At 45.3% G+C, this 16,714-nt stretch carries 14 protein-coding genes; all 14 read left to right on the top strand.

Going from position 1 to position 16,714, the window contains the following annotated elements; all coding sequences use genetic code 11:
* Positions 1–53: 53 nt before the first annotated feature.
* The 14 genes from rsmA (at position 54) to CALK_RS06640 (ending at position 16,652) form a co-directional block, all read left to right on the top strand.
* On the top strand, positions 54–845 hold the full coding sequence (gene rsmA, locus CALK_RS06705; RefSeq protein WP_022636916.1) for a 16S rRNA (adenine(1518)-N(6)/adenine(1519)-N(6))-dimethyltransferase RsmA: 792 nt from the start codon (positions 54–56) through the stop codon (positions 843–845).
* On the top strand, positions 812–2,701 hold the full coding sequence (locus CALK_RS06700; protein ID WP_155851816.1) for a hypothetical protein: 1,890 nt from the start codon (positions 812–814) through the stop codon (positions 2,699–2,701). The genes rsmA and CALK_RS06700 overlap by 34 nt, the downstream gene beginning before the upstream one ends.
* Entirely contained in the window at positions 2,698–3,186 is a 489-nt protein-coding gene (locus CALK_RS06695; RefSeq protein WP_022636914.1) for a hypothetical protein, read from the top strand. The genes CALK_RS06700 and CALK_RS06695 overlap by 4 nt, the downstream gene beginning before the upstream one ends.
* A complete protein-coding gene (locus CALK_RS06690) occupies positions 3,143–3,775 on the top strand; it encodes a hypothetical protein (protein WP_155851815.1) in 633 nt (210 codons plus the stop codon). The genes CALK_RS06695 and CALK_RS06690 overlap by 44 nt, the downstream gene beginning before the upstream one ends.
* A complete protein-coding gene (gene ispE / locus CALK_RS06685; protein ID WP_022636912.1) occupies positions 3,765–4,628 on the top strand; it encodes a 4-(cytidine 5'-diphospho)-2-C-methyl-D-erythritol kinase in 864 nt (287 codons plus the stop codon). The genes CALK_RS06690 and ispE overlap by 11 nt, the downstream gene beginning before the upstream one ends.
* Positions 4,629–4,738: 110 nt before the next feature.
* Positions 4,739–8,476 carry a tetratricopeptide repeat protein gene (locus CALK_RS06680; RefSeq protein WP_162146710.1) on the top strand — a complete coding sequence of 1,246 codons (3,738 nt, stop codon included), beginning with the start codon at positions 4,739–4,741 and terminating at the stop codon, positions 8,474–8,476.
* 37 nt (positions 8,477–8,513) lie between these two features.
* Positions 8,514–9,185 carry a MotA/TolQ/ExbB proton channel family protein gene (locus tag CALK_RS06675; RefSeq protein ID WP_022636910.1) on the top strand — a complete coding sequence of 224 codons (672 nt, stop codon included), beginning with the start codon at positions 8,514–8,516 and terminating at the stop codon, positions 9,183–9,185.
* A gap of 35 nt (positions 9,186–9,220) precedes the next feature.
* Positions 9,221–10,207, top strand: a complete 987-nt coding sequence (locus CALK_RS06670) for an ExbD/TolR family protein (RefSeq protein WP_022636909.1) — start codon at positions 9,221–9,223, stop codon at positions 10,205–10,207.
* A 16-nt stretch (positions 10,208–10,223) separates the two neighbouring features.
* Positions 10,224–10,769: an ExbD/TolR family protein gene (locus CALK_RS12170; RefSeq protein WP_022636908.1), complete on the top strand. Its 546-nt coding sequence runs from the start codon at positions 10,224–10,226 to the stop codon at positions 10,767–10,769.
* A 1-nt stretch (position 10,770) separates the two neighbouring features.
* Positions 10,771–11,190, top strand: a complete 420-nt coding sequence (locus CALK_RS06660) for a hypothetical protein (RefSeq protein ID WP_022636907.1) — start codon at positions 10,771–10,773, stop codon at positions 11,188–11,190.
* Between the two features lie 134 nt (positions 11,191–11,324).
* The gene (locus CALK_RS06655; protein WP_022636906.1) at positions 11,325–12,101 is read left to right on the top strand and encodes an AgmX/PglI C-terminal domain-containing protein; all 777 of its coding nucleotides are present in this window, start codon (positions 11,325–11,327) and stop codon (positions 12,099–12,101) included.
* 12 nt (positions 12,102–12,113) lie between these two features.
* The gene (locus tag CALK_RS06650; RefSeq protein ID WP_022636905.1) at positions 12,114–13,379 is read left to right on the top strand and encodes a hypothetical protein; all 1,266 of its coding nucleotides are present in this window, start codon (positions 12,114–12,116) and stop codon (positions 13,377–13,379) included.
* 85 nt (positions 13,380–13,464) lie between these two features.
* Positions 13,465–14,292, top strand: a complete 828-nt coding sequence (locus CALK_RS06645) for a hypothetical protein (RefSeq protein WP_022636904.1) — start codon at positions 13,465–13,467, stop codon at positions 14,290–14,292.
* 65 nt (positions 14,293–14,357) lie between these two features.
* Positions 14,358–16,652 carry a cyclic nucleotide-binding domain-containing protein gene (locus CALK_RS06640; RefSeq protein ID WP_022636903.1) on the top strand — a complete coding sequence of 765 codons (2,295 nt, stop codon included), beginning with the start codon at positions 14,358–14,360 and terminating at the stop codon, positions 16,650–16,652.
* Positions 16,653–16,714: the final 62 nt, after the last annotated feature.

Genomic DNA, 16,714 nt, shown 5'->3' with positions numbered 1-16,714 from the left:
CTAATGCCGTGAATAGTTGTTGCTTATTATATATTCAACGAAAAGGAGTAGGGGTGCCGTCGCATAAGCCAAATCGTAACTTTGGACAAAACTTTCTCACAACCCATCATTATGTGGAAAAGATTGCCGCATCACTTCCCATAGAGCAGGGCGACGAGATCTGGGAGATCGGCCCCGGGACAGGTGCCTTAAGCACAGAACTTCTTTCATATGATGCTCCTCTTACAATGATAGAGCTTGACAAAACTATTATTCCGCATCTTGAAAGCACAATCCATGGGCGACCCTGCACGATTATACAGGGGGATGCTGCTGCCTACGACTACAGCACAATCACAACCCCCTTTCATCTTGTGGGAAACCTCCCCTACAACGTTGCCTCTCACATAATAAAACAAGCTCTGCTCACAGGGACTCATCTGCGCAGCCTAACCTGTATGGTACAACGAGAGGTGGCACAACGAATCTGTCACAAGGGTGGCGGTAAAAACAGAAGCTTTCTTACAATTCTATGCGGCTATTTCGGCGAACCGCGCCAACTGTTCACCGTTCCTCCTGGAGCCTTTTTTCCGCCCCCGAAAGTAACCTCAGCCGTGTTTCAAATTCATCTTACCCCTGATACAAGTGGCCCCTTGGCGCCTGAAGAGCTCCCGCTTTTTTTCAATTTTGTATCTCGGGGCTTTTCCATGCGACGAAAAAAACTTCTTACCCCTTTATCCACCCACATAAAAAGCAAAGAAGAAGTACGTGAAGCCCTTCGCACATGCCAAATTAATGAGAATGTCCGTGCCGAAGAATTAGAGGTGCCCCAGTGGCTCGAATTATACCAAACACTTTACTCGTAAGGATCTGCGTTGCCCTGCTGAGCATGCAGCTGTACGCCGCGCATAATTACTCTGTAGAATCATACTATTACCACGACAATTTCAGCGTGGACGGATCCCATAGCTATACCACGACCATTGCTCCCTTTACCCTTTCACATACTACAGAGTACCAGCTTCTCTACGATCAAAGCAGAGGTTCTCAACGACAACATCTTGGGATGAACAGTAAGTTGCTCCATGTAAACTCATCTACTATTCACCCGGGAATAGAGCTGTCTCCCGCTTTTTACTTGCAACAACCACAATCTGAGGCCGGCTACGGTGTTGCCTCCCTGTCCATAGGCCCCGTTGTACAAACAACGCTGTTTTCTACCCCCCTTGTTGCATCAGGGGGATACACCTTTGACATCTGGACGACCGCCCTTGAAACCCCATGGTCTGCCACCCCTCTCGACAGCGCCACCTATGATGATGGTGTATATTTCTCACTTTCTGCGGGCGACAGAGAGACCCCCCTGTTTCCGAACCACTCACTCTATGCATCGGGAAGCATGTCCGGACGCTACATGGGCAGCGATGTGAACACCCGTGTCACCAGTGGCAACGCACACATGGCATGGCACCGAGAAGGACTGGTTCTTGCTGACTCTCTCCATATCTCTGCATCGGACACCTTAGTACATGGACGCATGGGAAACATATACGGCTACTCGGAAAATCTCAGCAGTGCCCCGCTCCGCGTAGACAACACTCTCAATGTAAGCGGTACACTTACAGGACTTGGGGAAGGAAACAGGGCAATTATTGGAACCCCTGATGTCCATATCCACTACCGCCACGATTCATACCACTTTCCTCATGAAGATCGTCGCGCAAGCCGAAGACGACGTGATTTCTCCCCCCACATAGATCTTCCCTATACCATTGGCGATAATGCCCACATAGACGGAAGCGCCGAGCTCACCCTTGCCGTGGGTGACATTACGTATCTGTACCGCGAGTATGAAAAAGAGCGAGACACCTATGAAGAACTTCGCCCAAGATTTACCATTCGAGATGCAGAACTCTTTTCTCCTCTATTTAAAAACAGCCTTGTGTACACAGGACTTCCCATGGACGTACATTACTCCTTTAGCATACAACGAGAACGCCGTACCTATCCCAAAGAAGTAAATGGTCGCCAATATAACCTTGATTATGACAAACAGTTTCTTTCTCATGAGGGGCGATTTGAAAAAGAAATCTCTCCGCGCCTTTCCCTCACTACCCGCCTGCACAGCCTCCGGGAAACAAGCAATTACCTCTCGCCACAGCAAAGCCACAACAGCTATATTCGACGACAAATTTTCGGTGGTATTCGTGCAACGAAACAGCTTCGTAGCACCTTGGAAGTAGAAAGCGACCTTGGCGCGAGGGTTGAGCCACGCTTTTTTATCCATGCAGACTCAACGCATCGTCGTCACTTTTATGTAACCTCCCGCGCCACGCAAGAACTTCCCAACCCAGCGGTGTCTCTCCATGGGGAAGGAGGCTTATACTACTACGACAACGGCGACATCTCCGATAATGCCTATGAGGTAACACGAAAGAATCGAGAAGGAGTGCTCTATGGTGGCGCTTCCATAGGAGATGCAGAAACACGAAACCTTACGGGGGGCCTACGCCTGCGGCACAGCACCTTTTACGAATGGGACTATGTGTCTTCCTATACACAAACCCAATCATACCTTTTTATTACTCCCCAGCTCAAGGGCGAAATACTCCTGTCAGACACTCATTTTTTATCAGGACATCTACGATATGATCTTGATCTGTCACGGTCACGCACCACCGGCAGATGGGATATTGCTCTTTCACTCCGGAGGACCTTATGAAAACTGTACTCTTTGCGCTTGTTTTTTCTTCTTGTGCTCTGTTTTCACCGGAATCAGCACCAGAACCGGAGGGCGACATATCAGACCCGCTTAACTTTATGACGATAATACAAAGCACCGTGGACATCAACTTCGAACCGTCCGCTGAGTACGGCACATTTTTCTCACAGAGCTTTCGTTTTACCGACGCACGGGAAAACACATGGAATCGGGATGAATTCATAGAACGCCTTATTGACATCGAAACAAGCCACACCCCTCGTGTTGAATGGCAGGGAGATTCCGCCGAGTTTTTTCCCAAGGATGGAGCAGAGCACGAACTCCCCGTGCGAAAATCTACAATTTTCTTGCCCGAAGACACTCTTCAGGAAAAGATCCTTATATATTTAACATACGGAGATTCACAACGATGGAAAATCACACGATGGGAAAGCCTGGAACATGACGCAACAAAGGAGACATCTTTTTTTAGCCCTGGCTATTAGTGCTGGCATGTTTACGGCATGCTTCAACCCTTTTTTTCCGTCACAGAACACCCCGCAGGGAAACCTCGAAAGCACCACACCAGAAGAGGTAATAACCCTGCTACAGGAGTCATACGAGCAACGAAACATCACCCTTTTCACCACGCTTATGTATGACACTCTCGACTTATCTTCCTACATATATGTCCCTCCCACTTCAGGACTTGATTTCCCCTACGGGGCTGAACGACTTCCCGACAGCATTGTCTTTGATGAAACAGTACCACCGGATATACAGTTTATCCCGCTGGAGTTTAGGGATGAACGACGGATACACGATAATCTATTTAACCGTGCAGAACACCTTTCTTTTACCCGCTCCATGTTTATCGAATCCGTGGAGTATTTTTCCCACACTGGAAGCCCACTTTCAGCCGAAGATGACTACGCCTACATCGTAGTGCAAACGGGGCGTGCAGAAATAGCCCTGGAGGCTCCACAACTTGGAGATGGAAGACACACCTTTACCATACAGGGACAATACTTCCTACTCCGACGAGACGAACAAAACAATCTTAAAATATGGAAATGGATAGAGTATGCCGAATAACTCTGCAGTACAGGAAAAATCATACACTCGCATAACCCTTGCTCTCGACATTATCGGAAAAATTACTCATGGACCGCTGGCGGGATATCATGAAATGGGCATTGTGAAGCACCAGATTGATCTTGCTGACACAATTACCCTCACTCCAGCTGAAGAAACACGGCTTACCTGTACCGACTCCCGCGTTCCCTGTGACGAGACAAACCTGTGTATAGCAGTCTTACGCTTCATGCAAGACCGGTATAAACACCCACAGGAATACCACATCGAGCTAGAGAAAAACATTCCGGTACAGGGAGGCCTTGCCGGCGGCAGTGCCAACGCAGCAACCATGATCAACCTTTTGAATACAGCATGGGAACTGTCCCTTTCACCTGCCGAGAAAATGGCCATAGGAGGAGCCTTTGGAATGGATATCCCCTATTATTTTCTGGGAAAAACGGCCTTCGACAGCGAAACAACAGGAACCCTCACGGCAATTCCCACAGAATGCACCTTCTCCTTTGTACTGGTAATTCCTCCCTTTGGCATAGCAACGGCTCGCGCCTACAAAGAACTCATCTACCCACTATGCGGAAAAGAGATAAAAAACACTGAGGCACTTATCAAAGCCCTGGAAAGAAACGAATACCGTGAGATGGCACCATTGTTTCACAATGATTTTCAAAAGTGCATCATACAAAAAGAGCCCCGTATCAGCCAAATTACAACGGCCTTACGTGAGGCGGGATGCTGTGCATCTTTTTTAAGCGGCTCTGGTTCTACCGTGGTTGGGATCGCCCAAAACAGGGCCCACGCCCACAACGTAGCGGAATTGTTCCCCCATGCCATAGTCGCGGAGACCCTCATATGAAAATTAGACAAAAAGAATAAAAAATAAGCAAAAAGATTTGATTTAATTTAAATTAGATGTTTAACTGGTGTAGCTTACAATTTGATAACGGCAAGGAGTCAATGGTTACCATGAGGAATTGTACATATCTGCTTATTGCACTTATTTCATTCGGATTTATCTTCCCCGCTACAAGCTCTGCCGAATCGGCCGAAGAGATACGGGAACGGCTCAGACAGCTCCGGGAAGAACGTGAACGTATCGAGACCAGAGAAAGTAGCCGTGACCGAAGCGATGATGAACGCTCCGCTCAAAGCATTAATGAATCCATACGACGATATGAACGAACCCTTGATGGGTGCGAAGATGCAACGGGTTTTCAAAGGAACATCTGTGCCGAAGCCATATACTCCTTGGGACGGCTCTATTACCAACGAGCACGAAATGAATTTGTGCAAGCCCAAAACCGCTATGAGGAAGCGTTTGCTGAATGGAACAGAAACCCCGTAGGAGACCGACCAACAGCTCCTCGCCCTGACTACACACAAGCTCTGCGCACATATCAGCAAGCCGTAGAAGAATATCCGGAATCAAATCAGCTGGCAAACGCCTATTTCCAAATTGGGGGTATCTATAACCTGCGTGGTGAAGTAGATTCTTCAATGCAGGCCTACAAAGATCTCATAGAGCATGCTCCAGACCACCGTTTGGTGAACAATGCACACTTTAGAATTGCTCAAATGCATTTTGATGAGTTTCGACACCGTGACGCCCTTCGTCATCTGAAGGAGATCGACATGTCGCAGCTCACAGCCATCAACCGTGAACTTGCCCATTATCGAAAGTCCGAGATCTACTATAACATTGGAGACCTTCTTCGTTCTGCGGAAATGTTTGCGCAGTATGTGGACAATGTAGATCGCGACATATTTCCTCGAGGAGACCTTCGTCGTAATGCCCTTGACTATATCTCCCTTGCCTTTTCAGATCTTCCAGAAGAAGGGGCTCAACATGCCCTTGACTACTTTGACCGTGTTGGCCAAAGAACCTATGAAGACACGGTAATCTACGAAGTTGGTTTTAAAAACTTTGAACATGGACAGTATGACCAAGCAATACTTGCCCTCAGTACAGCCATGGAACGTTTTCCTCATTTTGAACGAGCCCCCAAGGCCCAAATGCGCATTATGAATGCCCACATTATTAACCGACGATATGAAGAGGCAAACGCTGCACGGGAAGAGCTTATTGAAAGATACCACCGTGATGGATCATGGGCGGCGAACAACCGTGATAATGCAATCGCCTTGGCACAAGCAGAAGAGCATGTCAAGGATGCCATTTCATCAACAGCTCTCTACTATCACTCAGAGGCTCAGAAAGACACGACCGACACGGGAGAACCAAGCCCTGAAGGAGTGGAGAAGTATCAACAAGCCCTTGCCATGTATAATCGATTCATTTCTGATTTTGACGAGGATGAGTGGCGAGTATATCAATACCACTACTATGCAGGTGATATCTACAGTGTCCTTGGAGAACATAGAAAAGCTGCAGAATACTACGACTTTGTTGCGCAGGCCGATCTCTCAGAATATGCCGACTATACCCCGGACATGGGTGATACCGTTGGCATGAGTGAAGAAATGATTGAAGAGCTGAGACGAGAACAAGAGCAAAGTGTTGAGCAGATATCTCAAGAAGAGGCTGGCTATAACGCCATCGCTAGTTTAAATGAGCTTCGCAAGCAAGAGATGAAAGAGCGCGGCCTCAGCGAAGAAGAATCCTATGACCTTGCTTCAACGCGCGAGTTTATTGAGTACATCCACTCGTACCAAAGGAGATTTAGCGATTCCGAAGATGCTGCAGAGGTACTTCTTCTTGCTGCAAGTGTTCAATTTGACGGTAAGGACTATGCTGGGGCTATTAAAGATTGCAAAACCCTCCTTGCATCGTATGACGATGAAGATATTATTTGGGACGCCAGAAAACTTCTTGCTGATGCCTTCGCGGCAGATCGTCAGTTTGACAAGGCAGTACATCATTATGATATTCTAATTCAAGAGGGGGCTGAACGAGAAAGCCTTATCGCCTTGGCATCGGGAACCCTTTTCAATAAGGCAAACTATCAGAAAAACCAAGGGGCGTATCAAGAAGCAACGGAAACATTCCGAAGCATCGATGAGCTCTACCCTGAGAGTGAACACCGAAAACAAGCATGGTTTGAAGCGGGCCTCGTGTTTCAAGAAATTGAGCAGCACGACAGTGCCGCAGTTGTTTTCTCAGAGTTACCCCATCGTTTTCCAGAAGCAGAAGTTGAATTGCGCCGAAACGCTTATGGACGTGCTGCTATCAACTTTGCCTACCTCGAGAAATACGAAGAGGCAGCAAAAATATCTATTGAAGCAGCTGAAAACATTGGTGATACAGCAATGGCTCTCGCGTTTTTCTCAACTGCAGCGGACTACTATGACACCGCACAAGCCCCCAATAGAGCCGGTGAGGTTATGGTTGAAATCTACAACAAGTATCCTCTGCACGAAAAGACGCCTGCCGCATTGTATCGCGCTGGTGACTTTTTTGAAAATCGGGCAGAAAATTATGAACGTGCCATTGAAGTATATACGATTCTCGCAGAGGAATTCCCTGAGACCGATGAAGGGCTCGATGGTGCCTTTTCCATTGGGTATTGCTATAAAGCAATGGGAGATCAACGCCGCATGGCCGATGCCTTTGCAGAGTTTGCGAAAAACTTTTCACGACATCGACCAAATCAAATTCAGGCCCTCATTTATGCGACCCGAGCCTACGTAGAGCTTGATGACTTTGACAATGCTGAACTCAATGTTCGTCTCGCAACGCGGATCTACGACGAATACAAGGATGAAGCGGCCATCGCACCGGAACTTGGTGCCGAGGCGTATTACACGTACGGCCAGCTGAATCACGAACAGGTTCTTCGCTTTGATCTTAGTACTGGTGCCAATGAACGAGAGGTCCAAGGCAAGATTGACGATGTTCGTGAAATTATCGAGAAAACCGTTGAAGCATACACCCTCTCCATGGAGCAGCAAATTCGTGAGTGGGTTGTAAAATCACTGTATCAACTGGCAAAGCTTAATTACGACTATGCCCGAATGTATGAAGAACGTAAAGTCTTTGGAGATGTGGAAGATCAGATCGTTGGACGAGCTCAAGCCTTGAAAGGGGTTTGTCCTGGACTATACGATCGTGCCATAGAAAACTTGTCTGTCCTTATTGAGCGCGCTGAGGCTGAGGGCATTGAAAGCGAGTACATCCCCAAGGCTCGAGAACTGGTTGTTGAGAGTGGATACCGAAAGGCACTTCTTTTAAAAGAGGTGGGGATACTCTATCGTGATGCTCCCATGCCGGCAGGACTTTCAGCAGAAGAAGAGCAGATATATATGGACGAGCTCTACGACCATTATCTCCAGTATATTGCAGCCTCTGTACCATACTATGAAGAAACTATTGATATAGCGATAAACCTTCATATTGGACATAATGAGTGGATTGACAGTATTCAAAAAGAGATTGAAATGGTTGAAATAGAAACCATGGGACAAATCACTTCAGAGTATAAACAAGTGGATCTTGATGAGATTCTTCAAGAGTACCGAGAGTCTGAAGAGGCCCAGCAAGCTCGAATTGCAGCGATAAAACGTCGCACTGCTGATGAAAGAAAGCAAGCACTTGCGACAATTGACCGAATAGCAAATTCAGAGATGCCCATCGAAGAAAAAATTGAGCGCCTCATGGAAATTGAAGAAAATGCACGAAGAGCGCTTCGTGAAGAAGAAGAAAAAATACGTGAATACCGAGAGATACTCGGTATTAACGAACAGTAGGACAACCAATAACTAACTTTTTATAAGGGGTTTACTTATGAGTGACGGAATGCAAAAGGGATTTCTTGACTACATTGCAACTGGTTTTGTCGATGAGAGAACCGGAGAGTGGGCAGATGGTGCCTGGGCAATGATCCTTATTCTCATTGTTGGTGGTATTATCGCAGCTCTTGCAGTAGAGCGAGTTATCTACTTGTACGGTGTTGCTGGAGGTACAAACACCTTTATGGCAAGTATTGCTAAATTTCTGAAAAAAGGTGATTTTGATAAGGCAATTAAGTTTGCACAGCAAAAGAAATATGCCAAGAAACCTATTGCAAAGGCAATTATTCCTATTCTCTCCGAACGCGACAAGGGTACAAAGGCTGTGCAGAAAGCCGTAGACGAGGTCTTTCTTTCAGAAACTCCAAAGATTACTCGGTTTATCTCTCTTTTGAATGTATTTGCGAATATTTCCACCATGATTGGTCTTATGGGTACAATTTATGGTCTGATGCTCTCCTTTGACGCGGTGGCAAATGCTCCAGCGGCACGACGTTCAACGGCTCTTGCCGATGGTATTGCCGTTGCGATGTCAACAACCCTCTTCGGTCTTGTTGTCGGTGTTACCGGTATTGTCGTGCAAGGGTTTCTTGCGCAACGATCTAAAAAAGTGGTAGAGGACCTTGATGAAAAAACAGCAAAACTGATTAACCTTATTGAACAGTAAGCTGGAAAACCTACCCTTAGTAGAGGACATATTGTATGGCAAATAAAATAAAAACGAATGAAATCAAAGTTGAGGATATCGACTTTAAGCCTTTCATGAACCTCATGGTGGTGCTGATACCCTTGCTGCTTGCCTCTGCTCAATTTGCTCAAATTGCAACAATTGATATTAACCTCCCGGAGGAACGCGGTTCCTCCACCGAGGTACAGCAGACCGAACGGGATTTGGAAGAAGAACGAAACCTTATGCTGTTTACGGTATTGGTTTCTGATACAGCCATGACATTAATGACGCAGAGTGCAATGCTCGCCAGTATTCATTACAGCGAAGAGCATGTGTACATCTCAGACGGCACCAATGCCATGGATACCATACCGTATCATCATGAGATTATGTATGATGAGGATGGTAATTATAAGTATGATAAAACCTATCCCGATTCTCTCATGCGAACTGAGCGAGGACAATTTCGCAGAAGTGAGCGATATGAGATACTACTGAATGCCTTGGCCATAGACGAAGAGACCTTTGAAAAAACAGGTGAACCGTGGTATGGGTGGTATCGTTTTGACCGCGACGAAGAAACGGGGCTGGAGAAGATAGAGTATGTATCGAAATCGTTTAATAGTAGAAGACCCTTCTTTCCCTTAGAAGAGGACGAGTTGAATGAGGGGGATCAGGTCTATCTGTTTACCACAAACCATAGTCCGTATACCCGTCGAACGGAGGTTCGCAAAGAAGAGGTTGATGGCGAAATGGTACCTGTGGATACAATTTCAGCACGAAGAACAATTAAGGTGGAAGATCTCTCAAAATATCGCCGAATGCCAGTTTCTGCCTATGACATTTTAAAGCAGGCGTTTATTGAGGTTCGTGCTCGCAATGAAGAAGCGGAAGACCGCAACAGCTTGATTATCGCTTCAGAACCACAGGTGTTTTATGACAAGGTGGTTCAAATAATGGATGTTGCTCAAGACGCGGGATTGGTAAACCTCTCCCTAAACAGTTTGAGAGCAAATTAGAGAAAGGAATACCGATATGCCAAAACAAAGAGGAAGAGGCGGCTCTGCAGCAGATGTTGATCTTGGCTTAAACATTACATCAATGATGGATATGTTCACCATTATCCTTCTCTTTCTTCTGCAAAGTTATTCTGCCGATGGCTCTATGCTTACTGCATCGGATGACTTGGCGCTTCCAAACTCCATAGCCGTGGATACCCCCGATGAGGTACGTCTTCAGTTAACCATAGCTCCTGGTCGTATCCTCTTGGATAACCGGGATTTGGTAGCAACGGAAGACATTCTTGCCTTAACAGATAGTGTTTTTGTTAATTTTGACACTGAACCTGACGAGGATAAACCTGTTGCTTTGCAGATCATGGAAGACAGTCTCTCTATGCATATGAAGGCCAACGAGCAACTCTTTGCACTAAACGAGATAACCGAACAGAGTATGCGACAAATTATTATACAAGTTGACAAAAGTATGTATATGAGTGTTGTTACTAATATTATGCAAATATGCGCCCGCACGGGCTTTACGGGAATGAAATTTGCCGTAATGTCACGAGGGGAGGACTGATATGGCCTTTCAAGTAATATTAAAACGAACTACTGATCCGGAAACCCTTGAGCGAGTTTCTTCTGAAGTAGCAGCAATCTCTGGTGCTCCCGCTGAGCAAGTACGCAAAGCATTGGAAACAAAGAGCATTTCTATTGGCAAGGACTTCAGTGAAGAAAAAGCTGCTGAGCTTCGCGCAAGGTTTGAAAGCCTTGGGGCTGAGACAGTTGTAAAAGATCTCTCAACTCCTTCTGCTACACAACCAGCAACATCGACACCCTCTGATAATGTAGATGCCTCTGAGCAGCCCCAAAAAACAACTCAGGGCTATGACGACGAAGATGAAGAAGAGGAAGAAGGAGTGCTTCTCACAAAAGAAGAGTATGTGAAGGCCATGAACCAACGTGCCGACATATTCTATACGGAAAAGGAAAACGTTTAAAAGTTGTATTTCCTCTCGTATTACTTCTCTTTTTCTGGATCGGTGTCTTTTTCAGAACCTACAAGTTTATCAGTGCTGACGGTGACTTCTTCCAAACACGGGAAGAAACAAGGAGCGTAACCCTTGGTGAAACAATGGTAATGGAAGAAGAGGAAGAGGAAGAACCGGAAAAGCAAGAACAAATTGAGCGGGAAAAGCAAACCTTAAAACCTGACGAACCCGACGATACCCCCGAAGCCCAAACCGGTGGAGGCGGTGGAGACCCACGTGAACGTGTTATGAAACGTGGTGTTTTGGGACGACTTTCTGGCCCTATTACTGGTGAAGAAGTTGCAAATGCCGACCCACTTGCTAAGGGCGGACATGCCCAAGGTGTAGATGCCCTCTTATCCGGAAGCCAAGGCATACAGTCTGGCGGTGGATCTGGCGCTGGTCGTGCTTCCGCATCAGGCATTGGGTTTGGCGGATCCGGTTCGCAGTCAGGCTTTGGTGGAGGATCTGGTGACGTTGATCTATCTGGACTTTCAGGACGACAACGAACCCAACAGACAGAGATTCGTCGCCGTGAAGTGCAACAGGTTGAACCAACCCAAAGAGCCTCTTCTGGAGGAATGGAAGGTGGAAGAAGCCGTGCAAATATTATGCGTACTGTGCGTAATAATATGGCCTCACTGCAGTATGCCTACAACCGACACCTAAACAGCAATCCCGACGCTGAAGGGATGATTGAGGTCTCTTGGGCTATCGACGAAGACGGAAATGTTCTCCACTGTAGTGTAGAGAGCACAACCATGAATGATCCTGAGTTTGAAGAACTTGTTGTTGAGCGGATCAGATCGTGGAATTTCGGCCCCATTGATATCCCCGGTGACGTAACAAGTGTTACCTATCCCTTTGTCTTTACACAATAAATGGAGAAGTGTATGAAAACAAGAATTGGCCTGCTATTGAGCCTTGCTCTTTGTGCAACACCAATACTGGCAAGCAATGCCCGTATTGAGACCATGGGTGGGACAGATTTCTATATTATGGACAACATATCCATCTATCGAAATCCGGCTCTTATCACTCGGTATAATGGGATGCTTCTTGGAGACCTTGGGGTCTACACAAATGAAGAGGCATACTCTACTGATGAAGATGCCCCTGAATTTACCAATACAGACCCTTTACGACCATACTTTGGGGGGACCTACTATATCTCACAACGTGAAGATATGACCGGTCTCTACTTAGGTGCAACCTTTAATCGGTATGACCAATACCTCGATTACGTGCTCCCCGGTTCAGATCGATTTGTGGGCACTCCAAAGGATGCACGAAACGATCGCTGGGAAAGTGTATCATTTCTTGACGATGTACAAGCAAAAATTGATTTGCAAGCGGCATATGTATTGGAAAACGGATGGGCCTTAGGTGCATCGGGCTATCTTGCGATGCAAGATTCCACCGATAGAGCTGGAAGAAACAAAATGACCCGCGTAGCAAAAGGGGCCTTCGGGGTATATGGCGAAGTCTCTCCCAATGTGGACCTTGATGCGTCTTTTAATATCGCAGCCCTTACCCTCGACGGGCACTCTCGGTTTCATAATGAATCGACGACCATGTATAATGATATCTCCTTTTCGATTGATGCTCGCCTTTTTGCCTACTTAGATGATTACAAAACCTTCGTTCCTCATATTCAGGCTAACGTCATTAATTACGACGATGATGAGCGTATTACTGATTTTAACGCAGGGTTTGGTATTTCCAGCAGAATTGACCGTGGTTTCTTCTGGGCTGGCTTAGAAGGGTTTTATGAAAATGACAGCCGTGCCGTTGTAGATACCGCATCTACCAATAACCATATTCATTACGGCAAACGGAATGAGTATGGGGGTAAAGTAATGATTGGTATTGAGCGAAACATGCTTACTGACTGGCTCGTTTGGCGAGTTGGTGCACAACAGCTCTTATCACAGGTTACCTATGAAGATGGTGATTTGGGTGAGTATTTTAATGGCATTGCAGAAAAAGATCAGCACGGAAAATCTCCAACGATTTCCTTTGGTCTTGGCTTGAATATTGAAGACCGGCTCTATGTTGATGCAGTAATAGCTGAAGATATTTTCTATACCTTTGGCAATATCTTTAGCGGCAACCTCGGGCATATTTCTTCTCACATCAGTGCAGGATTTCATTTTTAAAGAACCCTTGCATATCCTATTTAATTGATGTATTATTGGACCGGAGTATTCCGGTCCTTTTTTTTAACAGAGGCAACAAATTAGGATGGACAAACCAGGAAAGAAGCAGCAACTTGCACGTCTCCTGTACTTTATCTTCGGCGCTACCATTGTTGGAGAAACTGGGGTTACCTCCCTCATTGTCTCTGAAGTCGGTGTCTCAGTACTCTCAAAGCTTAATTTTATTAACGGTGTACTTCTGTTTTTGCTGCCCACTTTTTTCTTTTCACAGATTGACTCTTCACATCGAGGAAATCTTCTGCAAAAGACTCTGAGAGCTGCCATAGGTATTGTCAGCATCCTTTTTATCCTTTACACCCTAAGTGCGGCCGCAGACCTTACCTTTTACACAGCATTTTTACTCATACTCTATCCGCTTTCTTATCTCTTAAAAACCATTCTCTTTCTCACATTCTGGACAGTAGCTGTTGATGTTAACGATACAATGGAGGCGAAACTATCTTTTCCAGAGATAACCGCGTGGGGATTCATCGGGGGGCTTTCAGGTGCCATTGCATCGCGCTTGCTTCTTATCCCATTTTCCCCTGAATTCATCCTTTTATTCTGGGTATTTCTCTATATACTTGCCTATCTTTACACCGCAAAATTCAATTCCATCTACGGACAACACCTTGTCCCCATAGAAGCCATTTCGGGAAGAAGTAAAAACACACGATCACTGATAGGAGATATCAAAGAGATTCTTACCATGCCCTTGGTAAAAAATATTGGATATCTTTATTTCTTTACGTACATAGCCATATTTATGCTTGATTACTTTTTTGGTTTATTACCAGTTCTATCTATAAAGACTCTACTAATCTTGCGGGGTTTCAATTCACATTTTATATTGCTCATAGTCTTATCACCATAACCAGTCTTCGACATATCACTCCAGATATTGTAAGTGAACGGGGCTTTACCCGTGTCTTTTTATACATGCCACGAGCCCTCTCACTTGGAGCCACCCTTTTTCTTGTGTTTATGGCCTTTTCTGGGAGCACAATCGAATTTGGTATTCCCTTCTTTTTGCTCCTCTTTCTTCAGGTAGTCCGATACACCTTCTTTGAAAACTTTTTCTCTCCCATTTACCAAATGTTTTTTGCCGCCATAGATAAGGAAAAACGTGGCCGATCTAAAACAGTGATTGAAGGAATTATAAAGCCGGCAGCAATTATAGGCTCCGCCATACTGCTGATCCTCTATCAGGATTCACCGTGGTTAATTATCTCCACGGTTTCTCTTTCCGGATGGCTCATGTTCTACTTTGGAAAAAAAATCCAGAACACGTATATTCGTACCCTCACGACGGGGGCAACTTACCAGAAATCGAATCTGAATTATAATCTCTATTCAACCCTCGCCCAAAACCTTGCGAGTCATGAAATTAAAGATATGACGGCCCTTCTTACTAACTATGATTCCTACGAAAGGGATATCAAGAGATTTCTTGTCAACATACTTCTGCACTCAGACGAGAAGGACCTTGAAGCCTTGGTTGTCCAAATAGCTCGAAAGGAGACCGACCTGGGCATCATGAAAATTATAGCCCGTTCATGCGGAGAGTTGAGTACCATACCACGAACACAGATAATATCTCATTATCTCACGGTTTCAAAACCGGAAGTTTACAATCAACTCCTCTTGTCCCTATTTTACAATGATATCCCCATTGATGACTATCGTGATACCATTTGGTCTCGTTTTATTCTCACGGAAAACCCCCGGGATAAATACTATGCCATTCTTGCCCTGTCTACTCATAGCGTGGTAGATAAAAGCTGGGCACGAACGTACTTTTCTTCGCTCATTTCAGAACCCGACACCCCTTTTCAAGAGCGACAATACGGGATAATGGGGTTGCTACATCTACGTAAACATGGTATTTCTGAAGAAGTTCTCAACAACCTCGGTTATTTCGATAATGAAAAAGTAAGCCATATTGTGGATGCCATATTCACAAAGGCAAACGACATGGAACTGGAACGCCTTCTCTATCTCTGTCAATACTTTGAAACAACGAAGCGTCGTATTATCATTAAAAAACTGAGAACACTACCTCGGGATAAAGTGGTTGTTCTGAATAATTTTATCAAGGAATATCCCCAAGCAGCCATTAATCCACAAATTATCGAAGCCTTGGTAGCCCTGCGTACAAAATACTACCAAAGCATATCTCCCCATGAATGGAGTCATTACCATGGTATTCGTGCCTATGCACAAGCTCAGTGTGAAAAAGCGTATTTAAAAGCATCAGTATATTACACTGCGTGTACAAAGGTTCCCCACATCAAGAAATCACCCGTTACGAACCTCATGGAAGAGTATCTTCGGGGAGAACTTTTAGATGCAGGACATACGGTGTTCAACACCCTCGTTATTCTTGAAGGAGCTTCATTTCTTACCAAAGCCCGGCAAGAGTTCTCTCTCTACGATAGTGATGACCGCGCCTCCTTGGTAGAGCTTATTGAAATGTTACCCAACTCAAGCCTCAAAGATATTCTCATTCCAATTCTGGAAGACAGCCCATGGAAAACCTACTCAGAAGTAGGGCAACGGTTCTTTAATATTACAGCCGGAACAGAACTCTTCTTTGAGACAACAAATCGCTGGCACCAAAAGGTGGTGCTTCTCTGGCACTACACCTATTTTTCGTACACCGAAACGACAGCGGCACAGGCAAAACGGTTTTTTAAACAAATGGAAAATAAAAACCTCTACATAATAGAGAAGGTCCTTGATGAAACTACAAAGGAGGGTGATTTGAAACGAGAAACCCTTGAAATTGTTGAAAAAATAATCTTTTTCAAAACCATCGCTATCTTCAAAAACGTATTGGCAAAAGATCTGGTACATATTGCTGAACAAGCACGTCTACTTCATTGCAAGCCCGGGGAGATCGTTTCCCGACAGGGAGACAAGGCGGTACATCTCTTTCTCATCTACGAAGGCACCCTAGATATTATCCAGAATGTTGGACAGCCACACTCCAAACATATGAGCTCACGAACAACTGGTGAGTCCTATGGAGAAGCAGGAGCTTTGAGTCGTGGTATACGACGAGCCTCTGCTGTAGCCCGTGACAACTGCACCCTCTTTGTCATTGAGTACAGTGATCTTCGTAAAGCCATGACATCCACCCCCTCTATGGCTGAAAGTTTTATTCGTTTTATGGGGCAAAAGATACTTGATAAGGAAAGTATCCATGAGGAACGGAAAAGGGAAGATTTCTAAGAAATTTAACCCGCATCATGGTATAATTTATATATTACTTGCTTGGCAAATCATATTATGTA

Origin of the sequence: Chitinivibrio alkaliphilus ACht1 (assembly GCF_000474745.1) — a bacterium.
GTDB lineage: Bacteria > Fibrobacterota > Chitinivibrionia > Chitinivibrionales > Chitinivibrionaceae > Chitinivibrio > Chitinivibrio alkaliphilus.
This window is presented reverse-complemented; position numbering and strand designations above follow the sequence as displayed.